The organism is Pseudoalteromonas luteoviolacea (genome assembly GCF_000814765.1).
Classification (GTDB): Bacteria; Pseudomonadota; Gammaproteobacteria; order Enterobacterales; family Alteromonadaceae; genus Pseudoalteromonas; species Pseudoalteromonas luteoviolacea_H.
Genome location: NZ_JWIC01000010.1, coordinates 271,472 through 296,389 on the forward strand (window position 1 = coordinate 271,472; position 24,918 = coordinate 296,389).

Below are 24,918 nucleotides of genomic sequence, written 5' to 3' on the forward strand. Positions count from 1 at the left end.
TGGGTATAATGGGGTAAGTTAAAGTGCGTGATGAAAAGCAATCAACTAAAAGGTTGGAGCTGTCGTTAATAAACTCTTTTACCATGGTACGTTTAGATAAAAAAGGTATCAGGGGCACTAGAGTGCGCCCTAAACGAAGCAAATTGAACCCTAGGTTTTACCAGTAAGGTTCACAATTAATAGACGCATCTCGGCTTTGATCCATCGCACTGATCAGAAAGTCAGATTTTTGTTGCAACCAGCCTAAGATATCAGAGAGCGGTTGTGCCTCTTGCCCATCACATAGCTGTTGTAAGTAATGTAATGTTTCCAGTTCATAAATACCTGAGAGAATATCCATCCAAGGCGCCCTAAAACTCAGCCTTAACTCTTCATCAAATAGTTCGCCTAAACAACTTCCACTTAACAACATCTCTTCAATGCTTGAGCGGGTGTGCACATACTGCTCGAGAGACATTGAACTTTTGTGTGGGAACATGGATTTAAGCTTTTTCCACTCTAAGTCGAACGTCTTTTTAGCCATCGAACGCACACTACTCTGCGCAGACTTTATTGCATTTTGATCCCACTGCTGTCGCCAGCTTTTTTCCATCAGCCAACGCGTTAATGACAACAACAGTTTGTTGTACCGTGGACAGTGGAACAAATCTTCTAAATCAGTTTTAGTTGGCTGGACACTTTTCAGGTCATCAATCACTTGAGATAGCTCAGGTGCACCGTGAATACGTTTATAATAAGCGTGGCGTTTAGACGTGTAAGTCTTTAAATAGATAGCGCTCTCTACCCAATCAAGTTCCCCTAATAGCCACTTTAACTCTTTACGTAAGCTATCTGTGGTTTCTCTTGCGACAAACTCTTCAAATAACCAAAAAGCGTGCTTAATTAAGCGTACTCCATCTATGATGCGTTTTAGCGTTTTCAAGCTTGGCTCATTAACGTAGCATTGTTCATGTTTTTGAACCAAAGCAATCGCATAATTGATTGTTTTTATAAACGCTTGCTCTTGATTCATCTCGCTAGATAATGGTACAAATCCAATTTCTTTATTAGCTTTCAACGGCTTATCATCAGCTAAGCGATACCCTCTAGCAGCTTTTGAGTAAAACCCTAGCCTTACACCTATTTGTGCAACAAGTTGCTCTGCCAACAAAAATAAATCAACACGATCTCCTTCGACAAGCTCTATCTCCAGTTCGGAAATCGTTTCAGACTTGCCGCTTGCCGATACTTCACCTTTATCCAGAACCACTTCAATTAAACTGCCCGATTCAGTCTCAATCAGCCAAGTTCTTCTAATAAAGTTCGTACTAAATATTGGGAATAAATTTTCAGCGATTGATTCAAGTCGCATACCCATAGGCCAAATGCTCGAATCAAACGCAAAAATATCTGGCTTTCTTGTTTTTAAAGGTAAGTTATATTCTGGTCGTTGATGAAGACCCCCAAGCACTTCACCGGAGAGCTTGATTGTTTGCTCACAGTCGTCGTCTTGGCAACGTGTGCGAAGCCCAATATCTAAAGCTCTTAACTCTCTACTTGGCGTATCGTAATATGCATTTTCTAAATTTTTTGCCGGCTTGTTATTAACCCGCTTTGCAAACTGTGTGATCAATGCCGGAATAAGCGGAACTTCGTTATCTGAAACCAAAAACTTCAGTTCTATTTCAGTGTCCATTAGGGGGTAGGTTACCTTTGTAATATGAGAACAATCAAAATATACAAAGACACCTAATTTTGCAATCTTTTTACCATAATCAGAAGGAAAATGAACACAAATTACCTCAACTTGTATACTTAATGGATCAAACTTGGCCACGACTCTTATGACCACCAGCGCGGTGATATTTATACCTTTTAGGTACATTCAAATGCATATGTTCGAACCAAGACAATCTATACCTTGATGCATATAAAGAAATAAAAAAACATGATCATACGTTAATCCCTTGCCAAGCGCTTTTTAAAGCCATACTATTTTCATAAATTCATATAAACCTTAAAAAAATAAGGGCTCGAGAATGATCAAACGCCTCGCATTGCCACTTTTATTCGTTTTTGCTCCTATTGCGCTTCATGCAGAGGAGGACAATCTGGATGCCCCTCAAGAACAAACGGCACAACAAAACACACCTAACGGTTTTATTGTTGATAACCTCTACTTGTTTATGCATTCAGGCCCAGGGAAAAACTATCGCATTTTAGGCTCCATCGAAGCTGGTACCCCAATACAAATAACCAATGAACAAGACAATAATTTTGTGCGAATTGTTGACAACAAAAATAGAAGCGGTTGGGTTGAGTCTCAATTCGTTACAGCTGAACCTGGATTAAAGCGACAAGTTAACCAATTACATGAATCTCTTGCTGAAGCAGAGCGTCAACTGGGCGATCTAAAAGCGTCGGTCCCTAATCTACAAAACGATTACGCATTATTAGAGTCTCAGAATATTGAATTACAAAAAACCATTCAAGACCTGAACACACAACTTCAACAACAAACTGAGTCAGCTCAAAATCAAGTGAAAGAAGAACAACATAAGTTGCTTGCCTACGGGGGAGGGATTGCGCTTTCAGGGCTTATCCTAGGTGTTATATTGACTTTATTTTTATCACGTAGAAAAAGATATGATGGCTGGAACTAAATAATAAAAACCCACTTTGTCAACCAAAGTGGGTTTATTCTAAACATCTAGTACCATGATAGATAAAAACAGTACGCAGCCTACTGAAAAAAATACCGCGCCAATATCAGCTACAAACAACTCGAACATATGCTCTTTGAGCTTTGCATCATCTAAGCTGTTTATCTCCCTTGCAGAGGAACGATCAACTAGATTGTATGCAAATGAAGCTTGCTGACCAATATCAAATCTATCTAGTAACAATTTTTGGTAAAAGCTTGGATAAGTGGAATTCAAGTAACGTTCTATTGTCATTAATTTGTCGTTACTCAATCTTCTACATAATAGCGCTCCACCAAAGCTACTGATAACTAGGAACAGATATGTCAAGTATCACCTCCTTGCCATGACGATACCTGTTCCCATTTAAATCACAAACAAGAGAAATTGCAAGTTAAAATTAACAAATACTCAACACTATACGTCACCAATTTACTGAATACTGAGCAACTCCACTTCAAAAATTAATAACGAACCTGCACTGATTTTACCAGCAGATCTATTCCCATACCCGAGATCTGGGTGAATATAAAGTTTGAATTTGTCACCCACAACCATAAGCTGTAATGCCTCTTTCCACCCCTCGATTACCTGTTGAGGCGTAAAACTTATCGCTTGCCCACGATCGACAGAACTGTCAAAAACTACTCCACTGAGTAAAGTACCGTGATAGTGCACACGGACACTATCGCTCAAAGTAGGAAAAGCAGCCCCTTCGCCCTTTTCTAATATTTCATATTGCAAACCACTTTCGGTCGTGATCACGCCATCTTTCTGCGCATTTGAGGCCAAAAATGCCTCCGCATCATGTCGATTTATTTGTGCGATCTGTTTTTGTTTCTGATTACCGTTATAGATAAACCAAGCTAAACCAAGGGCTAAAATGGTTATCGCGATACTCGTGACTGACATAACTACTCCTGCTCAGTGTCTTCTGATGCTTCTTTTTCTTCACCGTTCACAACTTGTGCAATTTGCTCAAGTCGCTTAAGCGCTAAGTGATTGATTGTACCTTCCGGATACGCGCCAGTATTCGTTACCTCACCAGCAGCAACATCCATCAAAAGCTCAAGTGCTTCATCAACACTTTTGACAGCGTATAAATGAAACTTTTTGTTTTCAATCGCATGGACTACGTCATCTGCTAGCACCAAATTAATCAAATTTGAATGTGGGACAATGACTCCCTGCTTGCCTGTTAGACCGCGCATTTTACAAAGCTTAAAAAAGCCCTCTACCTTTTCATTCACTCCACCTACGGCTTGTACTTCACCATGTTGATTTATCGACCCGGTTAAAGCCAATGACTGGGATATTGGTAATTGCGTGATAGCAGAGATTAAACCGCATAGTTCAGCCAAAGACGCACTATCACCATCTATATAACCATAACTTTGTTCAATCGCGATATTTGCGCTCAATGTTAAACTAAATTGCTGAGCGTATTTATTGCCTAAATAACCTGTAAGCAACATGACCCCTTTGGAGTGAATCGATTTTCCTAATTCAGCTTCTCGTTCAACATCAATCACCCCATCGGAGCCTGCATATACAGTCGCCGTTATTCTTGCAGGCGTACCAAAAGCGGTATCACCAATATGTAACACCGTTAATCCATTAACCTTGCCTACAGCTTCTCCCTGAGTCGCAATCAGCGTATGCCCCTCTTCAATGTCACTGAGCATATTTTCGCTAAGCTGACCAGTACGATATTGCTTGCCTAATAAGGCTTCATTGATGTGATGCTCATCAATGCTCTCTTCATTGTCTTGCTTGGCATAATAGCTTGCTTCAGCGACAAGCTCTAACACATCCGCAAAGCGCGCCGATAACTTGTTTCTATGCTCTGCTTGGCGATAACTAAACTTTAATAATCTGACTAAACCTTCCGCTGTTAATCCGCAGTTTAGTGTTTGTTCACAATATTCTTGGACTTTGCTGACGAATTGATATTGCAATCTATCACTGGAAGGCAAGTAATAATCAAAATCAGCTAAAACTCGAAACAGCTCACCAAATTCTTCATCGTATTCACTGATTGTGTAATAGAGATCTCTCGAGCCCAGTAAAATGATTTTTACATCCATGGGGATCAACTGTGGTTTTAGCGTAAAGCTGCTGCCTACTGAGCTGTCTTGAAATGGCAGGTCATTTTTTATCTGATGCGTTTTCAATGACAACTTTAAACCATCCCACACTTGCGGCGATGATAATACTTTATCTGCATCCATAATTAAGTAGCCGCCATTGGCACGATGAAGCGCCCCTGCTTGAATTGAGCGGTAGCTGGTGATTAACGAACCTTGAGCACTTTCATATTCAATTTTACCAAAAATATTGCCAAAAGTTGGGTTAGGCTCGTACACAACTGGCGCAGGTGCCCCTTCTTTGTACTCAATTAAAATGTTGGGCGCAAAAAAATCAGTAAGCATACCTTTGGCATCAAAATCATCTTTTTGATCTTCAGCACTGGCAGAATCATCATCTAGCCAGTCCAAAACAGCTTCAACTATTTCGACACGTAAATCTTTCAAGTAGCGAATAACGCCAATATGACTTGCATACTTATGTTCAAGCGCTTTGAGTAAAGGCTTGGTTGCCAACTCTATGGTGGTTTTTTTTAATTTCCTGAGCTTTTCAGAGGATTCTCGTTTCCAACGAGGCAACTCTATCAAGGCTTCAATTAGGCCATCCTCTAATTCATCAATCGCGTCATAGAATTGAGCTTGGGCCTGCTCGCCCAGTGCATTAAACTCATTATCATCCAGCTGCTTTCCATTCACCACAGGCACAAAGCTAACCGCACCATTTTCTTCCAGCATTACCACACTTTTTTGTATAGCCAACTGTTCAACCGCGGTGAGCGCTGCGTTATATTTATTATCAAATTCTCTATCGAGAGACTTTTTCTTACGCTGATAACCCGGGTTGTCAAATGCTGCAGGAAAAGTATCCACAACCTCGTCCAAAAAAGCGTCAATGTCATCTGCAAGCTGACGACTTTCTCCCGGTTGCATAAACATCGTTATTGGCTCACGGTGGTCGTCATAATTATTGACGTAAAGCCACTCTTTAGGTGTTGGACGCGTCTTACTGTGAGCTTCTAGTTTATCTTTGACCATAGTAAAGCGCCCGGTGGCCGCTTCACCCATTACAAAAACATTATAACCTGGGAGTTCCATACCAAGCGCAAAATCAAGCGCACTTTGTGCACGTTGCTGACCGATAAAAGGCAAAGACTCTGGATAAGGGTTTTGCATACATGAATGTATATGCTGCAAAGAGACTGTCGGAGCCAATTGCTCCGAACTCAGTGGCTTAATTGTTTTAGTCATTCCTGATTTCTTTATTGTTCACCTTAGAAAAATTAAAGCACGGTGGCTAAGGCGTGAGCGCTTTTCTTGAAAACGTATCATGTCCACATTCGCTGCAAGCTTTTATTTCAATAGAGTGATAAACATCGATTTTATTGCCGCAATTCTTACACACTAATTGCCCCAAAGCTATCCATTCACCCTCTTTATAAATACCATCATGCGCAAAATCACTCATCAATGCATGCCACTCAAGCTGAGTCCTATCTTCTAAATAAGCCAGCTCATATAAAACAGACTCTTTGAATTCTTCCCATGCTACCCCCTCATAGTGATCCTTAAACTCCGAAATATGCTGTAAATCACGCTTAAAATAGTGCCGATAATCACTGAGTTTATTTTTCCCAAACTGTCGCCACTTTTCTTCTTCCTGCAAAAAATCATCCATCAACTTTTTTAGCTCATGCTCCTTCACGTCTTTGCACCACTTAGAAAAGTCTCTTAGCCATTGTTGATAATCTGCCATGTCGCCCCCTCCCCAACAACACTGCGCAAGTTTTTGGCATGCACTTCAGATAACCTGAAGTCGATACTGACAAACTGCTGAAACGATTGATTTATGAAGTCATCACAACACGTGTTGGATACAATTACCGTATAAACCAAGTATAGAGCACCGTTCAAAAAGGGCCATTGAGCCAGAGTTAATTAACTATTTAGTGTGCAGATAATTGAACCAAACGAAATCAACTAAAATCACATTTATCAGCTGAAAATGCTTATCAGACGCTGTGATCAAGCTCAGTTTTCGGGTATGCTATTGACCAATTTTACAATCAGTTTGCAAGAAGTCTGGAAACGTCAATGCAAGAGCAATACAACCCACAAGAAATCGAACCCAAGGTTCAATCCTATTGGGAAGAAAACAAAACATTTAAAGTCGTCGAAGACGAAAGCAAAGAAAAATACTACTGCTTGTCTATGTTCCCTTACCCAAGTGGTAAACTCCACATGGGTCATGTCCGTAACTATACAATCGGTGATGTTGTGTCGCGCTTCCAGCGCTTGCAAGGCAAAAATGTCATGCAGCCTATGGGCTGGGATGCATTCGGTCTACCAGCTGAAAACGCGGCTATCAAAAATAATACTGCACCAGCAAAATGGACTTATGAAAACATCGACTACATGCGTGGTCAGTTAAAGCAATTAGGCTTCGGATATGACTGGGACCGAGAAATCGCGACTTGTCACCCTGAATACTACAAGTGGGAACAATGGTTCTTCACTAAGCTGTATGAAAAAGGCTTAGTATACAAGAAAATGTCTACCGTAAACTGGGACCCAGTTGACCAAACAGTCCTTGCGAATGAGCAGGTTATCGATGGTCGAGGTTGGCGCTCAGGCGCACTTGTAGAGCAAAAAGAAATTCCTCAGTGGTTCATTAAAATTACTGACTATGCACAAGAACTACTTGACGATTTAGACAAGCTAGATCATTGGCCAGAACAAGTTAAAACGATGCAGCGCAACTGGATCGGACGCTCTGAAGGCTTAGAGATCGACTTTAAGCGCGCTGATAACAACGAAAGCTTTACTGTGTATACAACACGCCCTGATACCTTTATGGGTGTCACGTATGTTGCCGTTGCTGCTGGTCATCCAATTGCTTTAGAAGCGGCAAAAAATAACGAAGCTGTCGCTGCATTTGTTGATGAGTGCAAAAACACCAAAGTGGCTGAAGCAGATTTAGCGACCATGGATAAAAAAGGTATCGCAACGGGCTTTACTGCTATTCATCCATTAACAGGTCAAGAAGTCCCTATCTGGATTGCGAACTTTGTATTGATGGATTACGGCTCAGGTGCAGTCATGGCGGTACCAGGTCATGATCAACGCGACTATGAATTTGCAACTGCTTACGGTCTTGAAATTAAACAAGTCATTAGCCCTGCTGCAGATGCTGAACAATCAGCTGATTTAGCCAAAGAAGCGTTCACTGAGAAAGGCGTGCTAATCAATTCTGGCGAGTTTGACGGTCTAGAATTTCAAGCCGCGTTCGATGCCATCGCTGAAAAACTAGAGGGCATTGGCGCTGGTCAGCGCAAAGTAAACTTCCGTCTACGTGACTGGGGTGTGAGTCGTCAGCGCTACTGGGGTTCTCCAATCCCGATGCTAAACAAAGAAGATGGCTCTGAGCTTGCTGCGACTGAAGATATGCTACCAGTTCGCTTACCTGAAGATGTTGTGATGGATGGTGTAACGTCACCGATCAAAGCCGATCCTGAGTGGGCAAAAGCAACGGTGAATGGTGAGCAAGTATTCCATGAAACAGATACATTCGACACCTTCATGGAATCTTCTTGGTATTATGCGCGTTATTGTAGCCCACGTTACGATGAAGGCATGTTAGAGCCGGGTGCTGCAAACTACTGGTTACCTGTTAACCAATATATTGGTGGTATCGAACATGCAATATTGCACTTGCTTTACTCTCGTTTCTTCCACAAGCTACTCAGAGATTTCGGATTAGTAAACTCTGACGAGCCATTTGAGCGTCTACTATGCCAAGGCATGGTGCTGGCTGATACATATTACCGCAAAGATGAAAAAGGCGGCGATATTTGGATTTCTCCGCTTGATGTAGAAACGGAAAAAGACGACAAAGGCCGTATCATCAAAGCGTGGCACAAAGATGATGGTGAACCTGTCATGTCTGCGGGCATGGGTAAAATGTCTAAGTCTAAGAACAATGGTATTGACCCACAAACAGTAATTAAGCAGTACGGTGCAGATACTGTTCGCTTATTTATGATGTTTACTGCGCCGCCTGAGCAAACACTTGAATGGTCTGACTCTGGTGTTGAAGGTGCACAGCGTTTCCTTCGCCGTGTATGGAAGTATGCGGTTGACGTGAAAAATGCGGGTCACGCAAACTTAGATCTCAGCAAGCTATCTGGCAACCAAAAAGCACTTCGCCGTGAAATTCACAAAGCCATTGCAAAAGTTTCTGACGATGTTGAGCGTCGTCAAACATTCAATACTGCAATTGCTGCAATCATGGAACTATCAAACAAGCTACTTAAAGCGCCACTTGAGAGCGAGCAAGATATTGCACTTGCGAACGAAGCGCTCAATGCAATGATTATTATGCTTGCGCCAATTACGCCGCATATGTGTCACGAGTTATGGCAGCAGCTTGGACATGACGGAGATGTTCTCGATGCGTCTTGGCCTGTCGTTGATCAAAATGCGTTGGTTGAAGATGAAAAGCTTATCGTTGTTCAAGTTAACGGTAAACTACGCGCCAAGCTAACCGTAGCAGCTGATGCAACTCAGGAACAAGTAGAAGCGATTGCATTTGCCGAAGAAAACGTGACTAAATTCACTGACGGAAAAACCATCCGTAAAGTCATTTATGTGCCTGGCAAGCTACTTAATGTGGTTGCAAACTAATGATTGGCTTTGTTCAGCAAGTCATTTCAACAGCGGGCCAATTTGGCTCCGCTGTTCGCTCGCTTGCAGACATTAAAAACGGACTGGCAATTTTGCTAGTCTGTTTTACTGTCACAGGCTGTGGTTTTCAACTCAAACAAGCTTCCTATATTCCTGAAGATTTACGAGTGCTACATTTAACAGGAGATGATCAAAAGTCTGCGTTATACGAACAATTAAAGTATGAGCTGCAGCGTTCAAAAGTGACACTCAATGACCAAATTGATGGTCAAAATACCAAGTTCACGGCTGAACTGCATCTATACCAAGATGAATTGAACAGACAAACTCTAAGCCTCTTTCAAAATGGTCAGGTTGCACAATATGAGCTTGCTTATAAAGTGTCATATCGCCTTGCACGTCCAGATCAGGATCCCATTGAGCAAAGCTTTGAACTCTATCGAAACTATCAAGATGATCCAACCAACTCGCTTGCCAAGTCTAAAGAACTAGAAATTATTTTGACGGAAATGCGCAAGTTAGCCACCAAAAGAATTATTCGCGAATTGTCACAACTCTAATGCGCTGTTATGCAAATCAATTAGCAGGTCAGTTAAGTAAAGGCCTGCACCCTTTCTACCTTGTTTTTGGTGAAGAGCCATTCCAAGAAGGTAACTGTGTACTCACTATCCGCCAAGTAGCCAAAAAACAAGGCTTTGACGAGACGATAAAGTTCGCCTTACTACCAGGCTTTGATTGGCAGGAAATAATTGCCCAATACAATAGCATGTCTTTATTTAGCGCCCGAACGGTCATTGAACTAGACTTAAACCAGCAAAAGCCACCAACACAAGGCGTGAATATCCTTAAAGAGATTGCGGCCAACATAAACCCCGATGTCATTTTGATCATCAAAGGCGCAAAAGCAGGTCAAGATATTCAGCGTTCCGCCTGGTTCAAAGCACTGGATAAAAGTGGCTTGTTTGTGCCCTGCTATCCTTTGACAGGCTTTCACCTTGAAAAGTGGCTTGATGAAGAATGTAAACGGCTAAAAGTTAATTTAAAAAGTGACGCTAAGCGCAGTTTATTATTGGCCACAGAGGGCAACCTGCTTGCCACCTATCAAGAGCTAGAAAAACTCTCTTTACTCTATAAAGACGCACTCATAGATCAACAACAATTGATGGGCGGCCTACTCAATCAAGCAAAATTTGATATTTTCGATTTGAATGAAGGCCTTCTAAAAGGGAACCCCAAGTACATTATCAAAGTGCTAAATAAACTCGCGACCGATAATGTCGAACCGACGAGTGTTGCGTGGGCCCTGCAAAATCAAGCTCAAACACTTTTAAATATGAAACGTGCACTTGTACAGGGACAGCCTATCGGTCAGTTATTCAAGCAGTTCAATGTCTGGAAAAATCAACAGCAACCAACACAGCAAGCTTTAGATAGACTGCCAATATCTCAGTTAGAAAATATCATCATGCTGTTGGGACAATTTGATTCAGCCTACAAAAGTAATGCCTTAAACGCTCCATTTCAAGGCTTGGCACACATTGCGTTAAGCTTCTGCCAGCCCGTCACCTTTTCAATGCCTTTTATAGATGACAGTGTTCAACTTGGCGGTGTCTACTGATGATTGCACTATTTGGCGGTACATTTGATCCGATCCACCTCGGGCATCTCAATATGGCAAACCACTGCTTAGACGAGCTCTCTTTGAGCTCATTGGCATTTATGCCCAATGCAACACCAGTTCATAAAAAAGGTCCAAGCATTGCTACAGAACATCGCATTGCAATGTTAGAGTTAGCCACGCAAGATGAACCAAAGTTTTACATTGATACTCGAGAAATCAAGCGAACAGAGCCCTCATTTACTGCACTCACTCTCAAAGAGCTCAGAGCAGAATACCCAGTAAAACCCATCGCGTTTTTAATGGGCATGGACTCTTTTAATGGTCTCAGCACTTGGTACCAATGGCAAACTATCACACAGCTATGCCATGTGGTGGTATACGCAAGGCCTGGGGATAAATATGCCCCTTGCACGCAACTAGAAGCCTATTTAGCACATTCAAAAACCACTTCACCCGACGATTTACATCAAACACCTGCTGGCAAGTGTTACTTTTTGACAGGCAAAGCTTTTTGCGCAGCGTCGAGCCAAATTCGCCAAGCCATAAAATCTGGCAAAACCGTTGAACCTTGGCTGCCCAAACCAGTCTTAGCCTATATCAATAACAATAAGTTGTACGCACTTTAGCCGTCGCTAATCGGCTTGGGAATTCTGCTCAAAATCATGTTAGAATTGCGCCCCTAATTGAAGTGTACACAGTAAAGAGATTCTGATTTGAATTCAAAACAACTTTTAGACTTTGCGTTAGATAAAGTCGACGATATGAAAGCGCGTGACATTGTTAAATTAGATGTACGTGAGACATCATCAATCACAGACTATCTAGTCATTTGCTCTGGTAACTCTAAGCGTCATGTACAATCTATTGCTGATCATGTTGCAAAAGAAGCACGCCATGCAGGCGAGACACCTCTAGGACACGAAGGTCAAGATGCTGGTGAATGGGTACTGGTCGATTTAGGTGATGTGGTTGTACACGTGATGCAAGATCAGACTCGCGACTTTTACGATTTAGAAAAGCTTTGGGGCTAACGTGAAAATTCAGTTAATTGCGGTTGGTACAAAAATGCCAGCTTGGGTAGAAACAGGGTTTAAAGAATACCAAAGACGTTTCCCCAAGGATATGCCATTAGAGCTGATCGAAATTGCCGCGGGTAAGCGCGGTAAAAATGCTGATATCAAGCGGATTTTGCAACAAGAGGGTGAAAAAACCCTCGCCGCTATTCCCAAGGGAAACCGAATCGTGACGCTTGAAGTAACAGGTAAGCCTTGGGATACGCACCAATTAGCAAGTAACATGGAAAAATGGCAACTTGATGGCCGTGATGTCAGCTTACTCATCGGTGGACCTGAGGGCCTTGCACCAGAATGTATCGCCGCATCAGAGCAAAAGTGGTCACTGTCAAACCTCACTTTGCCGCACCCGCTGGTCAGAATTGTCGTAGCTGAAAGCCTATATCGCGGCTGGAGCTTAAACAACAACCACCCTTACCACAGAGAATAATTATTCCATGATAAAAAACCGGCCAACGATCCGCGACCACAGCGCTGAAGCCAATTTGTTTGCGCGTCGCGCGTTTGTTGGCTTTGTTTTTGTCGTCATTCTCATTGGTGTACTGCTCAACAATATCTACACATTGCAAGTTGAGAAACACGAAACGTATCAAACTCGTTCAAATGATAATCGTATCAAAGTTATTCCGATTGCGCCCAATCGTGGACTGATTTATGACAGAAATGGGGTGCTACTAGCCGAGAATAGGCCAGTTTATAATCTTGAGGTGATCCCCGAGCAAGTGGATGATCTCGACAAGTCGCTTGAATTAATAAGTGAAATAATCAGCATCACTGATGCACAAAAAAATACCGTCAAAAAGAGCAATCGCCGTTCAAGGCGCTTCAAAAGCCAAGTGCTTAAAGCCCGACTGAATGAGCAAGAGGTTGCCATTTTCTCCGTCAATCAACACCGATTCCCAGGATTCAGTGTGGAAGCAAGGCTTGCTAGGCATTACCCCTATGGAGACGCACTCACTCACGCTTTAGGGTACGTCTCTCGCCTCAACAAAAAAGAGCTCAGTGAACTTGAATCTCAAGGACAGGCTAAAAATTATCGCGCCACACATGACTTTGGCAAATTGGGGATCGAAAAATTCTATGAACAACGCTTACACGGTCAAGTGGGATCGCAACGTGTAGAGGTGAACAACCGCGGGCGGATCATTCGCTCACTCAGTATTGAGCACCCAAAACCTGGTGAAGATTTGGTACTCACTTTAGATATTGGTTTACAAAAAATTGCACAAGAAGTACTCGAGGGAGTACGTGGTGCTATTGTCGTTATGGACCCGAAAGACGGCGGGATATTAGCCCTTTATTCAAACCCCAGCTACGACCCTAATTTGTTTGTACATGGGATCAGTAGTAAAGATTATCGAGCATTACTTAACCCCGATAGGCCATTAATAAACCGCGCAACTCAGGGGCGATATGCACCAGCATCAACGGTTAAGCCTCACCTTGCAATTTTGGCTTTAGAAGAAGGGATTGTTAAAGAAGACACTAAAATATGGGATCCCGGTTTTTTTCAAATTCCAAATGTCGAACACAGGTGGCGTGACTGGCTCCGGTGGGGACACGGACACGTAGATGTGTATGAAGCGATAGAGCAATCTTGTGACACCTATTTTTACGAAACCGCTTACAAACTCGGGATCACAAAAATTAGTAACTTTATGAGCCAATTCGGTTTTGGTGATCTTTCAGGCATTGATATCCATGAAGAAACACCAGCAATCATGCCCACAACCGAGTGGAAGAGACAGCGATTTAAAGAATCGTGGTGGCCTGGAGACACGATTTCAGTAGGCATTGGCCAAGGTTATTGGACAGCGACGCCAATGCAAATTACTAATGCAGTTTCTATTTTAGTCAATAAAGGAATACATCGTCCTCCCCACCTTGTGCAAGTCGCAAAGCAAGACAATGATGTAGAACAAATGTACACCGAAGAAAAACCACCTGTGGTGTTAAAGAACCCACATCATTGGAAAATCGCTTTAGATGCCATGCATAACACGGTAAAAAAAGCCCGAGGTACTGCACATAAGGCATTTTTAGGTGCCAATTACGACCCCGCAGGAAAAACAGGCACAGCCCAAATTGTAAGTATTGCTCAAGGCGAGGAATACGATGCTGAGAGTCTCAAAGAAAAACATCGAGATAATGGGATTTATGTCGGATTTGCACCTTACAACGACCCCCGCATCGTGGTGACCGTTATTGTAGAAAACCAAGGTGGTGGGTCAACCATTGCCGCACCAATTGCAAGAAAGCTGATGGACTATTATTTCGAAACTTACCCAAGCCATACGGAGGGTAAATGAATCAATTAAGACAGCGCCGCTCTTTTTGGCAGCGTATTCATATCGACTTTCCTCTATTTGCCGCCTTGTTGATCATGATGGCAGGCAGTTTGGCTGTAGTTTACAGCGCAAGCGGCCAAAATATGGATATGATGGCTCGCCATGCAACACGTATGTTTGGTGCTGTAATTGCACTGGTTGTCATGGCTCAAATTTCGCCTAACACACTAAAAAGACTTGTTTTTCCGTTATATACGGTTGGTCTAATCATGCTGATTTGCGTATTCTTTTTTGGCATCACCATCAATGGGGCTAAGCGTTGGTTAGATATTGGAATTACTCGATTTCAGCCCTCTGAAATCATGAAGTTAGGCGTGCCTATGATGGTTGCTTGGTATATAGGACGCCAACAATTACCGCCAAAAATACTGCATATCATTATTGGATTTGCAATTGTCCTTGTGCCAACAATCTTAATCCAAAAACAACCAGACCTAGGTACTTCTTTGCTCATTGCAAGCTCCGGGATATTTGTCTTATTTTTGTCTGGACTCAGCTGGCGGCTAATTGGCACCAGTGTGCTGCTTGCGATCCCTGGCGCTTTTGCCATGTGGCATTTTGTTATGCACGAGTACCAAAAGCAACGGGTATTAACCTTGCTGGATCCAGAAAGCGATCCGCTTGGCGCAGGATACCATATTATCCAATCGAAAATTGCCATTGGCTCTGGTGGCATAGAAGGCAAAGGCTGGTTGCATGGTACCCAGTCTCAACTTGAGTTTTTACCTGAGCGCCACACTGATTTCATTTTCTCTGTCCTCAGCGAAGAGTTTGGCCTGCTTGGCGTCGTCATGCTATTGAGTGTTTATCTATTCATTATAGGCCGAGGCCTTTACATCGCCGTCAAGGCACAAGAAGCATTTAGCAAACTACTTGCAGGTGCCTTAACACTCACATTTTTCGTCTATATTTTTGTCAACATAGGTATGGTCTCAGGGTTGTTACCTGTCGTTGGCGTTCCATTGCCTTTGATTAGCTATGGCGGTACATCGATGGTTACACTGATGGCCGGTTTCGGTATCATTATGGCAATAGCAACAGATAAAAAAATGCTACTAAAATAATTTATGAACAAAACTCTACTGCTCCCGTTAAGCGCCATTTTATTATTAAGTGCCTGTAGTGGTCGATATCATACAAGCCAAGATAAAGCACCATTACGCGCACCAACGCAACTTGAAATGCAAGATGCCAAAGTGACCAATGAACCAAAAAGTGTCAGTGCAGGCCGCCCTTACACAGTATTAGGAAAAAGTTATACGCCTATGTCTGATGAAAAAGGTTTTACGCAAACAGGCACCGCGTCTTGGTATGGGCGAAAATTTCATGGCTACTACACCTCAAATGGTGAAACCTTCAACATGTTTGATATGACCGCAGCGCACAAAACACTGCCACTGCCGAGTTTTGTCAAGGTGACTAACTTAGCAAATAATGTGAGCGCAATTGTCCGAGTTAACGACCGAGGTCCTTTTCATGATGATAGAATAATCGACCTTTCATACGCAGCCGCCTATAAACTCGGGTATCACTTACAAGGTACAGCTGAGGTTAAGATAGAAGCGATTACCATTGACCGTAAAAGCCCACGATTAACTTATGTCCAAGTAGCGGCTGGCAGCAACATGGAGAATGTGCAAGCACTGGCAACACAGCTTTCGAATAAGTTTGAATTAGGTACTCCTATCGCGTTTGAAGATAATCTCTACAAATTGCGACTTGGACCGATTTTGGATGACCAGACAGCACAAAAAGTGCTACAAACCTTACAAGAAGGTGAATTTAACAAAGCTTTCTTGCTTTATAGCGAATATGAACTTTAAAATATTCAAAATCTGAATTACGTAATTTTTGTTCCGCGACTTAACACCAGCATGTAAGTATACTGCTCGGTATGTAGGACAAAAATAAAACCAATTGGGCGCTGCAAAAACAAGCCATCGCCCAAACTAAATTGAAAAGCGAGCATGATGACAGTATTTAAACCAAAAGTAGTTAAAAAAATCCTTGGTGTCGTGTGTTCTTTGTCATTATTTTCGGCAAGCGCACAGATCATTCCTTCTCCACCACAAATGAGTGCAAAAGGCTACTTCCTAGTTGACTTCACAACAGGTAAAGTCATCGCTGAAGGTGAGGCTGATACCAAACTCTTGCCTGCGAGTTTGACAAAAATGATGACCAGCTACGTTATTGGTACAGAGATTTTGGCAGGTAATATCGCACCTACTGATATGGTCACCATTAGTGAGAATGCTTGGGCAAAAAACTTTCCTGAATCATCAAAGATGTTCATCGAAGTTGGTAAAAAAGTCAGTGTTGATGACTTAAACCACGGTATTATCATTCAATCTGGTAATGATGCATGTGTTGCCATGGCTGAGCATATCGCTGGCAGCGAGAGTGCATTCGCTGACTTAATGAATGCACATGCTGAAAAACTAGGTATGACCAACAGCTTCTTTATCAATAGCCATGGCTTGGATGCCCCTGAACAATTCACCACCCCAAGAGACATGGCAACTTTAGGTGCAGCGCTTATTCGTGACGTGCCGGAAGAGTACGCACTGTACAAACAAAAGTCATTTACCTTTAATGGCATCAAACAGTACAACCGTAACTCGCTGTTATGGGATGCTAGCCTTGATGTCGACGGTATTAAAACTGGCCATACTGCGGAAGCTGGCTACAGCTTAGTGACATCTGCCACCAAAGGTGATATGAGATTGATCGCGGTTGTGATGGGTACTGAAAGCGAACGTGCGAGAAAAGTCGAAAGTAAAAAACTATTAAACTATGGTTTTAGATTCTTCGAAACAATCACACCTTACAAAGCGGGTGACAGCTTCGCTGATCAGCGTATCTGGATGGGTAATAAAGAAACGGTTTCTTTAGGTATTACACAAGATACACCTATTACGATCCCACGTGGTCAACGCAAAAATTTAAAAGCCCACTTCGAGCTAGATCAAACACTAACAGCCCCTCTTGCTAAAGGCAGTACAGTGGGCACGTTATTCTTACAATTAGATGGTGAGGATATTGCGCAGTACCCATTGGTTACACTTGAAGAAATTGAAGAAGGTAGTTTCTTTAGTCGCATATACGACTACTTACGTTTACAGATCATGCAATAACCCTGTATTGAGTATGTATATAAAGCAACGACGCCTCAATTAGAGGCGTTTTTTTTTGCCATAAAAATGATAGAATGCCGCCATTATTGAGGTAATGATGCCTAAGTGAAAACAATTCACATTACATAATCATTGCTTAGTATCTGTAGTGAGGAAACCGTCGTGGTAACACCTGTAAAAAACACTAAGTTTGATGAGTACTTAGAATTTCCCTGCCCATTCACTTTTAAGGTCATGGGCTTGGCAAACGTTGATCTGACAGATCAGATTCTTACCAAAATGCAAGCAATTGCGCCTGGCGATTACGCGCCAAAGGTCAAGCCAAGTAGCAAAGGCACATACGAGTCTGTAACTTTAGTTGCAACCGTGACTTCAAAAGAGCACATTGAGCAGATATACACTGAACTGGGTAGTATCGAAGCTGTTCGTTACGTACTGTAGTGAAGGAAGTCCATGAGCAACCATAGCATCATCATTCGCCACCTTGGGCGGCAAAGTTACGAGCCTATTTGGCAGAAAATGCAACACTTTACTGATCAGCGTGATGATTCAGCAGCTGATGAGATCTGGTTAGTTGAGCACAATCCTGTCTTTACTCAAGGTCAAGCCGGCAAAGCCGAACACGTACTTGCACCAGGTGATATTCCTGTCGTCAAAGTCGATAGAGGCGGCCAAGTAACTTACCACGGCCCTGGCCAGCAAATGATGTATGTCCTGTTTAACCTACGTCGTTTAAAGATTGGCGTACGAGAACTGGTTACTTGGCTTGAAGAGACCATTATTGAAACTTTGCAAGAATACAACATCAATGCCTATGCTAAAGCTGATGCGCCAGGTGTTTATGTTAACAATTGCAAAGTTGCTTCTTTAGGCTTAAGAGTGAGACGAGGCTGCTCATTTCACGGACTTGCACTCAATGTCAATATGGACCTCAGTCCATTTTTGCGTATTAACCCATGCGGCTATGCTGGCATGGAGATGGTACAAACTAGCGATTTAAATGGGCCTGATACGCTTGAAGAAGCGGGTAATGGGCTCATTAAGCATATGCTTAAGCGTATTAATGCTGAGCATGTTGTTCACACTGAAGGGTTTGAGAACGAATGAGTAAACCAGTCAAAATGGAGCCGGGTGTAAAACTACGCGATGCCGAGAAAATGGCATTAATTCCGGTCAAAGTACTACCAACTGAACGAGAGCAAATGCTCCGTAAGCCTGAGTGGTTAAAGATCCGCTTGCCAAAATCAAGTGAGCGAATTGAAGGCATTAAAAGTGCAATGCGTAAGCATGGCTTACATTCAGTTTGTGAAGAAGCATCTTGTCCAAACTTATCTGAATGTTTTAACCATGGCACCGCGACATTCATGATTTTAGGCGCTATTTGTACTCGTCGTTGCCCATTCTGTGATGTTGCACACGGTCGTCCGTTAAAACCTGACGCAGCTGAACCGGAAAAGCTTGCACTAACCATCAAAGATATGAAACTGAAGTACGTGGTTATCACATCGGTAGACCGAGATGACTTGCGTGATGGTGGTGCTCAGCACTTCGCTGATTGTATCAGAGAGATCCGTAAACATAACCCAGGGATCACCATTGAGATTCTAGTACCTGACTTCCGTGGCCGTATGGACAGAGCACTTGAAATCCTAACGGAAACACCGCCAGATGTGTTCAACCACAACTTAGAAACTGCGCCTAGGCTTTACAAACTGGCGCGTCCAGGTGCAGATTATAAATGGTCTCTTGAGTTATTGCGTCGCTTCAAAGAAGCTCATCCAGAAGTTAAGACCAAATCTGGTTTAATGGTAGGGTTAGGTGAAGAGATACCTGAAATCGAAGAAGTATTAAGAGATCTTCGTGAGCATAACGTAGACATGTTGACTGTTGGTCAGTACTTAGCACCATCTAAGCATCACCTGCCTGTTAAACGCTATGTGCCACCAGCAGAGTTTGATGCCCTTAAAGAGTATGCCGATGAAATTGGCTTCTCACACGCGGCATGCGGTCCGTTTGTACGTTCAAGTTACCACGCAGACCAGCAAGCGGCAGGTAAAGAAGTAAAATAACTTTACGTCAAGCATAAAAAAGCAAGCTCCTGAGCTTGCTTTTTTTGTGGCTATTCTTCTATTTTACAATTACTTGGTCTTCCCAAAGATGGATCTTATTTGGATTAGTCAGATTAAACACTTTAACAACCATGGTTTTGCCCGCTGCATTCTCACATTCAATGATTTGATACAAAACTTGATGTGCAGGGTTGGTTATAACTTCATTTTTAACAAACACATCAGAATGAAATGGCCCTTTGCGATCTTCGCCATGAAATAAGCCTAATGACACTCCACGATTTGCGACCGTTGTACAATAAGATTGCGTATTTTGATTATTGACCTTCAAAAGGCTATTAATGCGATATGCCGAATGATATCCATACGAATAAGGGATATAAATAAACTTCCCCTCAGGTGCCAAAGTTACTTGCCAATCCACAATCGGCGCGCCTGGCACATTAACCAGAACGTTGTAGTCATCGCCAAGTGCATCGATGCAACTAATGTGCACCGTCTTGGAGTCTTGTAGTACGTTTTCGTCGTGTAGATCTGCTTCTAACGTTAAGTTCGTTATGCTATGCGTATCCACAGACACACTTAAGTTTGCAAGATTGGTGTGCGTCTCGTTGGAATAGACGTTGGCATGATTACAGACACTCAGCTCATCTCTGAGTTGAACATTGAGCGTTAATTTATGTGCATGTTCACTGGTGATCATAGCGCTGCTCACAGGGCCCATATCGTAGTGTGTGACCCGATCAAAACCATCTTCATCTGCAATATTTTGCGCAACTGCAAATACATTTAAGCTCGTCAACACAGAGCCCAGTGCGATCGAAAGTTTAGACATAGACATGACAATTTCCTTTTCATTGAGAGAAACCTGTATAGTCTGTACTGCATAATCAGCTATCTGCTGAGATAACCCTAGCAGCCGTTTTCACCATCAACAAAATCCTCACCCGCCGAAGAAAAAACAGCAAATTTCGAGAATTTATTCAATATATTTATGAACTTAAACTTCAGCTAAACTTTCCCATTAGATACCACTTTGATTTAAATAACACTTCCTCATGACACAATAGCATTCCTATTTAATTCACTATAATTCATTACCAATTTTTGTATCGCACGAGTACTTATTAAGTTACGCACTTTATCAAAGTGCGTAATAAGCTAAACAGTTACTGATGTGACTCACCTTGCGTTATATTTTACGCAATCACATCTGGGTCATTTCTCACGCCTTCGATAACCTGAGTAATATCCATCAAGTAGACATCCTCAATTAACGAAATAACATCATTCCATCTCGGATTATATTCATTATTTTCCCAGCGTCTCAGCGTTCTCTCTTCAATCCCATAACAAGCGGCTGATTCAGCTTGCGTATAACCTCTGCACTTTCTTGCATACTTGAGTAATTGTGCGCCCTTTGGCGTACGAACAAGTTTAGATGGTTGGGGAGTAACATCATCACTTCGATGCGCAGACACCAAGTGCTGAGATAATCTAGTTTTCATTTGAGTGTTGAATGTTAGGTGTTTGGCCATGTTCACTTTCCTTATTTTTTTACGCAAGTGAGTACGTTTGCACCCCGAGGTGCCCTACTAACTGTTATAACTTACCGTAATTAATGCATACTGAACCATAAACAAGCTCGAATGCGTAATTTTTTATAAAGTATAGTTTAAAAAGTTACGCACTACAACCATTAATTAATTTAACTCTGCGTAAAAAATTGCATTGAGTTTATATTTAAAGCTCCTTATAATGACGAGCATGACGCTTAATAAATGTGATACAGGAAATAAACCCATTATGGACGGAGTAAATTACCTCAGTACCTTGGCAGCTAGAGTCGAGGAAGCAATTAAACCGCACAGTATAAGGGCATTTGCGTCAAAAATTGATGTTTCTGAAGGCACACTGCGTCGAATATTAAAAGGCGAAGATCCAAAGCTTAGCATCATTGAAAGAATCGCGACTGAGGCCAAAGTCAACTTACTCTGGTTAATCACTGGAGAAGAAAGTGACATCGGTGATGAAAGTGCACTACATCCCGTTGTTAAACTGGATGAGTTTAACGATGCATTTGTATTAGTACCTGGATATCATGTTTCGGTTAGTACTGGCTACGGTGCATTTAATGACCAAATGCAAGTTTCTAGGCATTTAGCTTTTAGAAAAAAATGGCTTGAGTACAAAAATCTTGAAAAAAGTAAATTAGCGGTGGTATTCGCCAAAGGTGATTCCATGGAACCAACCATTCATAATAACAACACCATTTTGGTCGACTTGAGTGATAAAAAGCTCAGTGAAGGACTCATTTATGTTGTAAGGCTTGGTGAAGAACTCTACGCAAAACGTCTACAACAATATTTAGACGGTTCAGTGAGACTTATCAGCGATAATAAAGAATATGTTGAGCAGGTAGTCAAGCCTGATGAAATGGAACAACTTGAAATTATTGGTAAAGTGGTATGGATAGGAAAAGATTTAACTTAAACCTTTTCCCACAAAAAAGAGGTGTGGACTACCCGCCCACACGTATTAACTTATAGTTTTTGCCATGCGCTACTTTTACCTGGCTCATCCCCTTTGGTCCACCAAAGCGCCTTATAACGTGCGCATTGATTAGTTGCATCACAATGGTTCACTTCAGAGCCTGTGTTGTAAGCAACATCAATATGCCACGGAAATTCAGCTTGACTGATCAAAGTCCATGCATCCGCAAACCGCGTTGGCTCAACACCAGATACCCAGTACTTCGCTTCCCACACCAATATCTGTTGCACTTCTTGATCAAAGTGGCTCACTCGATCGCCAGTATTGTACACTGCAGCTGCATCATAGGCTGGATGGCCACCTGTTCCTTTAGGGGTTACAGTCACAGACACAGTATCTGTGTAACTATCAACACCGTTATCAGATACACTTAGCTGGAATACCAACTGTTCAGGCTGCGTAAGCTCTGGCGCTGAAAAGCTTGCTTTAGACGTATCACTTCCAGCAAGCACAACAGCTTGGCCTGAAACTTGAGTCCAAATGTAAGTAAGCACATCACCATCAGCGTCTGACGTCGCACTGCCATCTAACGTCACATTAGCAGAACCAGATTCAACTTGTTGATCTGCACCTGCATTCACTACCGGTGGCGTATTCACAACGCTATCACGAACCGTGATCACAACTTCATCACTGGTATTGGCACCTTTGCCATCATTAGCACTAAAACGTAGCGTCACAGTCGCTTCACCTACCACATCAGGTGCCACAAACTCTAGATTCAATGCACTGGTGACACCCAAAGTAACCGCAGGGCCGGATACTTGCTGCCATTGATAGGTAAGTGCATCGTTATCCGCATCACTCGCAGTCGCAGCCAGTTTAACCACTGAGCCTGATAACACACTTTGATCCGCGCCAGCATTAACCACAGGCGCACGGTTAGAACCATCTACAAGAGGATGACCAAGCGACTCGTGCATCCAATTTAAAATATCGCCATTGTCTGTGTCGATTTCCCAACCGAACATACCAGCAAGCCCTTCTTGGAATACAAGCTCACCTTTGGCTTTGATCGATCTTTGATCATCGTAAGAGATCAGATCACCTGTACTCGGGCGGTAAATATATGGCGCCTGTGCGACAGTATCATAATGATATTCCCAATCCGGGTGTTTCGCCCACTGTGCAATGTTTGCATACATCAGTGTGCCAGGCTCCAGTTTAAAGGCATCAGCTGGTGCTGAAGGACCCGTCGCTTTACCTTGCATATGATGTGTACCAGGGGTATGTTCAACGCCTGTCCAGCCACGGCCATACATGGCAATACCTGCGATCAGCTTATTACCGGGAACGCCTTGCGCTTTAAGTAAATCGATGCCTGTTTTTAGGTTGTATTGTGTTGTACGTACATCAGAAGGTTTAAAGTCTGATGGATATACTGCTGTCTGGTGGCCTAGACCTTCTAAATCCCAAGCGCCAAAGTAGTCATAGGACATCATTAAGATGTAGTCCATATACTTTATTGCTTCGCCATAATTCACTTTATCAAGCTTATCAAACCCAACGTTGATTGCAGACGTCAGTTCATATTTACGACCTGTACGCAGCTCTTCTTCATCAAGCATTGCGCGTAGCTCTTTCATCAGCTTGATATAAGTTGCACCATCACTTGGCGCGCCTAAATTCGGGTTTGCGGCAGCGACACCAGGAAACTCCCAATCTATGTCGATACCATCCCAAAACTGCCATGTTCTTAAATACTGTCGACAAGATTCAACGAACGTTTTTCGTTTCGCATCGTCCGCCATGTAATAAAATGGATCAGATAACGTCCAACCGCCGATAGAGGGAATAATTTTAAGATCAGGATAACGCTGCTTTAACGCCATCATTTGACCATAATTTCCTTTGATCGCATCCTGATTCACTTGATCACCAACAGGCTTCATATAAGCAGCCCACGGATCTGGTGGCGCAAGCTCAAAGTCGCTCAAGCCAGCTGTAACGCGCTGAAAGGTATCATAACCTGTTGGGTTTTCCTTTTTAAAAGATTCATTAGGACCAGCGATCGCAACAAACCCATAAAAAATATGCGTCAAGTTTTCAGCTGGGATATTGTCAATGTAATAATCCATGCCCTCTACACGATAAACAGACCACTCAGCGGCATATGCTGCAACCACCTTGCCTGTTGTGTTCACATAAGAGCGGTTGGTCATCTCAATTGGAAAACGTGGATCATTCACTTTCATCGGCAGCGGATCTAAATGACTCCCCGCCGTATCTGCCACCACAAGCACCTTTTTATTTGTGCTGTCACTACAACCATCAATATTACACAGCTGAACTGTTAAATTAAATTTCCCGCCCTTTGTAAACGTTAATGTTTCTACACCCGATTGTGAGCTGCCTACTTCGGTTAAAGTGCGGCTATGAACGACTTGCCCATCCAATAATACTTTAACTGTTTCTCCAGCCTCCCCAGTCCATTTTGACCAAGGCACAGAAACATCAACACTTGGCGCAACGACAACATCTTTGTATGCCAGTGAATCTGTTATCGTAACCAAACTGTGCTTTTCGACCATCCATTCTACTTTTGGTGCGCCAGGAGCCGCAGCCAATGTGGGCAAGGAGGCAATAAAGCCAGAGATAAGCAATGCCTGCTTAACTCGAGTGAGCGCCCTGTTATGTGTTGTTTTCATTTTATATCCTTCTACATGTTTTTA

At 42.6% G+C, this 24,918-nt stretch carries 23 protein-coding genes; 15 read left to right on the forward strand and 8 right to left on the reverse strand.

The window, feature by feature from the left end; genetic code table 11:
- Positions 1-157: 157 nt before the first annotated feature.
- Positions 158-1,675 carry a CYTH and CHAD domain-containing protein gene (locus JF50_RS22585; protein ID WP_039612140.1) on the reverse strand — a complete coding sequence of 506 codons (1,518 nt, stop codon included), beginning with the start codon at positions 1,673-1,675 and terminating at the stop codon, positions 158-160.
- Between the two features lie 343 nt (positions 1,676-2,018).
- Here JF50_RS22585 and JF50_RS22590 point away from each other — a divergent pair, with 343 nt between their 5' ends.
- Entirely contained in the window at positions 2,019-2,642 is a 624-nt protein-coding gene (locus tag JF50_RS22590; RefSeq protein ID WP_039611588.1) for a TIGR04211 family SH3 domain-containing protein, read from the forward strand.
- Between the two features lie 39 nt (positions 2,643-2,681).
- Here the strand turns inward: JF50_RS22590 and JF50_RS22595 are convergent, their stop codons facing one another.
- The 4 genes from JF50_RS22595 to JF50_RS22610 all read right to left on the reverse strand — a co-directional run bounded on the left by JF50_RS22595 (position 2,682) and on the right by JF50_RS22610 (position 6,521).
- Complete coding sequence (locus JF50_RS22595) at positions 2,682-3,011, reverse strand: hypothetical protein (RefSeq protein WP_039611589.1); 330 nt, start codon at positions 3,009-3,011, stop codon at positions 2,682-2,684.
- Positions 3,012-3,113: 102 nt separating this feature from the next.
- Entirely contained in the window at positions 3,114-3,593 is a 480-nt protein-coding gene (locus JF50_RS22600) for an FKBP-type peptidyl-prolyl cis-trans isomerase (RefSeq protein WP_039611590.1), read from the reverse strand.
- Between the two features lie 2 nt (positions 3,594-3,595).
- Positions 3,596-6,016, reverse strand: a complete 2,421-nt coding sequence (locus tag JF50_RS22605) for a Lon protease family protein (RefSeq protein ID WP_039611591.1) — start codon at positions 6,014-6,016, stop codon at positions 3,596-3,598.
- A gap of 46 nt (positions 6,017-6,062) precedes the next feature.
- Complete coding sequence (locus JF50_RS22610) at positions 6,063-6,521, reverse strand: zinc ribbon-containing protein (RefSeq protein ID WP_039611592.1); 459 nt, start codon at positions 6,519-6,521, stop codon at positions 6,063-6,065.
- Positions 6,522-6,859: 338 nt separating this feature from the next.
- Between JF50_RS22610 and leuS the strand changes: the two genes are divergently transcribed.
- The 13 genes from leuS to lipA all read left to right on the forward strand — a co-directional run bounded on the left by leuS (position 6,860) and on the right by lipA (position 19,693).
- Positions 6,860-9,448, forward strand: coding sequence for a leucine--tRNA ligase (gene leuS / locus JF50_RS22615; protein WP_039611593.1), 2,589 nt, complete (start codon positions 6,860-6,862; stop codon positions 9,446-9,448).
- Positions 9,448-10,008, forward strand: a complete 561-nt coding sequence (gene lptE / locus JF50_RS22620) for an LPS assembly lipoprotein LptE (RefSeq protein ID WP_052262706.1) — start codon at positions 9,448-9,450, stop codon at positions 10,006-10,008. The genes leuS and lptE overlap by 1 nt, the downstream gene beginning before the upstream one ends.
- Positions 10,008-11,066, forward strand: coding sequence for a DNA polymerase III subunit delta (gene holA / locus JF50_RS22625; protein ID WP_039611594.1), 1,059 nt, complete (start codon positions 10,008-10,010; stop codon positions 11,064-11,066). Before lptE ends, holA begins: the two co-directional genes overlap by 1 nt.
- A complete protein-coding gene (gene nadD / locus JF50_RS22630) occupies positions 11,066-11,695 on the forward strand; it encodes a nicotinate-nucleotide adenylyltransferase (RefSeq protein WP_039611595.1) in 630 nt (209 codons plus the stop codon). Before holA ends, nadD begins: the two co-directional genes overlap by 1 nt.
- Positions 11,696-11,782: 87 nt before the next feature.
- Positions 11,783-12,100, forward strand: a complete 318-nt coding sequence (rsfS, locus tag JF50_RS22635) for a ribosome silencing factor (RefSeq protein WP_039611596.1) — start codon at positions 11,783-11,785, stop codon at positions 12,098-12,100.
- Between the two features lies 1 nt (position 12,101).
- A complete protein-coding gene (gene rlmH, locus JF50_RS22640; protein WP_039611597.1) occupies positions 12,102-12,572 on the forward strand; it encodes a 23S rRNA (pseudouridine(1915)-N(3))-methyltransferase RlmH in 471 nt (156 codons plus the stop codon).
- Positions 12,573-12,579: 7 nt separating this feature from the next.
- Complete coding sequence (gene mrdA, locus JF50_RS22645) at positions 12,580-14,451, forward strand: penicillin-binding protein 2 (RefSeq protein WP_039611598.1); 1,872 nt, start codon at positions 12,580-12,582, stop codon at positions 14,449-14,451.
- Positions 14,448-15,554: a rod shape-determining protein RodA gene (gene rodA / locus JF50_RS22650; RefSeq protein WP_039611599.1), complete on the forward strand. Its 1,107-nt coding sequence runs from the start codon at positions 14,448-14,450 to the stop codon at positions 15,552-15,554. Before mrdA ends, rodA begins: the two co-directional genes overlap by 4 nt.
- A 3-nt stretch (positions 15,555-15,557) precedes the next feature.
- Positions 15,558-16,313: a septal ring lytic transglycosylase RlpA family protein gene (locus JF50_RS22655; protein WP_039611600.1), complete on the forward strand. Its 756-nt coding sequence runs from the start codon at positions 15,558-15,560 to the stop codon at positions 16,311-16,313.
- Between the two features lie 147 nt (positions 16,314-16,460).
- Positions 16,461-17,624 (forward strand): serine hydrolase, encoded by a 1,164-nt coding sequence (locus JF50_RS22660; RefSeq protein WP_039611601.1) that lies wholly within the window; start codon positions 16,461-16,463, stop codon positions 17,622-17,624.
- A 162-nt stretch (positions 17,625-17,786) separates the two neighbouring features.
- Positions 17,787-18,065 (forward strand): DUF493 family protein YbeD, encoded by a 279-nt coding sequence (ybeD, locus tag JF50_RS22665; protein WP_039611602.1) that lies wholly within the window; start codon positions 17,787-17,789, stop codon positions 18,063-18,065.
- Between the two features lie 12 nt (positions 18,066-18,077).
- Positions 18,078-18,731, forward strand: a complete 654-nt coding sequence (gene lipB / locus JF50_RS22670; protein ID WP_039611603.1) for a lipoyl(octanoyl) transferase LipB — start codon at positions 18,078-18,080, stop codon at positions 18,729-18,731.
- The gene (lipA, locus tag JF50_RS22675; protein WP_039611604.1) at positions 18,728-19,693 is read left to right on the forward strand and encodes a lipoyl synthase; all 966 of its coding nucleotides are present in this window, start codon (positions 18,728-18,730) and stop codon (positions 19,691-19,693) included. The genes lipB and lipA overlap by 4 nt, the downstream gene beginning before the upstream one ends.
- A gap of 58 nt (positions 19,694-19,751) precedes the next feature.
- Here the strand turns inward: lipA and JF50_RS22680 are convergent, their stop codons facing one another.
- Complete coding sequence (locus JF50_RS22680; protein WP_039611605.1) at positions 19,752-20,534, reverse strand: hypothetical protein; 783 nt, start codon at positions 20,532-20,534, stop codon at positions 19,752-19,754.
- Between the two features lie 358 nt (positions 20,535-20,892).
- Positions 20,893-21,231 (reverse strand): helix-turn-helix transcriptional regulator, encoded by a 339-nt coding sequence (locus tag JF50_RS22685; protein WP_235423499.1) that lies wholly within the window; start codon positions 21,229-21,231, stop codon positions 20,893-20,895.
- Positions 21,232-21,460: 229 nt separating this feature from the next.
- Here JF50_RS22685 and JF50_RS22690 point away from each other — a divergent pair, with 229 nt between their 5' ends.
- Positions 21,461-22,186 (forward strand): XRE family transcriptional regulator, encoded by a 726-nt coding sequence (locus JF50_RS22690; protein WP_235423500.1) that lies wholly within the window; start codon positions 21,461-21,463, stop codon positions 22,184-22,186.
- Between the two features lie 50 nt (positions 22,187-22,236).
- On the opposite strand, the gene JF50_RS22695 is transcribed toward JF50_RS22690, so the two are convergent.
- Entirely contained in the window at positions 22,237-24,894 is a 2,658-nt protein-coding gene (locus tag JF50_RS22695; protein ID WP_052262710.1) for a glycosyl hydrolase family 18 protein, read from the reverse strand.
- Between the last annotated feature and the right edge of the window lie 24 nt (positions 24,895-24,918).

What these genes read in the sequence shown, in the direction of transcription:
- JF50_RS22585 (WP_039612140.1), bottom strand. Translation starts at nt 1,675, where the DNA reads ATGGACACTGAAATAGAACTGAAGTTTTTGGTTTCAGATAACGAAGTT.
- JF50_RS22590 (WP_039611588.1), top strand. Translation starts at nt 2,019, where the DNA reads ATGATCAAACGCCTCGCATTGCCACTTTTATTCGTTTTTGCTCCTATT.
- JF50_RS22600 (WP_039611590.1), bottom strand. Translation starts at nt 3,593, where the DNA reads ATGTCAGTCACGAGTATCGCGATAACCATTTTAGCCCTTGGTTTAGCT.
- JF50_RS22605 (WP_039611591.1), bottom strand. Translation starts at nt 6,016, where the DNA reads ATGACTAAAACAATTAAGCCACTGAGTTCGGAGCAATTGGCTCCGACA.
- JF50_RS22610 (WP_039611592.1), bottom strand. Translation starts at nt 6,521, where the DNA reads ATGGCAGATTATCAACAATGGCTAAGAGACTTTTCTAAGTGGTGCAAA.
- leuS (WP_039611593.1), top strand. Translation starts at nt 6,860, where the DNA reads ATGCAAGAGCAATACAACCCACAAGAAATCGAACCCAAGGTTCAATCC.
- lptE (WP_052262706.1), top strand. Translation starts at nt 9,448, where the DNA reads ATGATTGGCTTTGTTCAGCAAGTCATTTCAACAGCGGGCCAATTTGGC.
- holA (WP_039611594.1), top strand. Translation starts at nt 10,008, where the DNA reads ATGCGCTGTTATGCAAATCAATTAGCAGGTCAGTTAAGTAAAGGCCTG.
- nadD (WP_039611595.1), top strand. Translation starts at nt 11,066, where the DNA reads ATGATTGCACTATTTGGCGGTACATTTGATCCGATCCACCTCGGGCAT.
- mrdA (WP_039611598.1), top strand. Translation starts at nt 12,580, where the DNA reads ATGATAAAAAACCGGCCAACGATCCGCGACCACAGCGCTGAAGCCAAT.
- rodA (WP_039611599.1), top strand. Translation starts at nt 14,448, where the DNA reads ATGAATCAATTAAGACAGCGCCGCTCTTTTTGGCAGCGTATTCATATC.
- JF50_RS22655 (WP_039611600.1), top strand. Translation starts at nt 15,558, where the DNA reads ATGAACAAAACTCTACTGCTCCCGTTAAGCGCCATTTTATTATTAAGT.
- JF50_RS22660 (WP_039611601.1), top strand. Translation starts at nt 16,461, where the DNA reads ATGACAGTATTTAAACCAAAAGTAGTTAAAAAAATCCTTGGTGTCGTG.
- lipB (WP_039611603.1), top strand. Translation starts at nt 18,078, where the DNA reads ATGAGCAACCATAGCATCATCATTCGCCACCTTGGGCGGCAAAGTTAC.
- lipA (WP_039611604.1), top strand. Translation starts at nt 18,728, where the DNA reads ATGAGTAAACCAGTCAAAATGGAGCCGGGTGTAAAACTACGCGATGCC.
- JF50_RS22680 (WP_039611605.1), bottom strand. Translation starts at nt 20,534, where the DNA reads ATGTCTATGTCTAAACTTTCGATCGCACTGGGCTCTGTGTTGACGAGC.
- JF50_RS22685 (WP_235423499.1), bottom strand. Translation starts at nt 21,231, where the DNA reads ATGGCCAAACACCTAACATTCAACACTCAAATGAAAACTAGATTATCT.
- JF50_RS22690 (WP_235423500.1), top strand. Translation starts at nt 21,461, where the DNA reads ATGACGCTTAATAAATGTGATACAGGAAATAAACCCATTATGGACGGA.
- JF50_RS22695 (WP_052262710.1), bottom strand. Translation starts at nt 24,894, where the DNA reads ATGAAAACAACACATAACAGGGCGCTCACTCGAGTTAAGCAGGCATTG.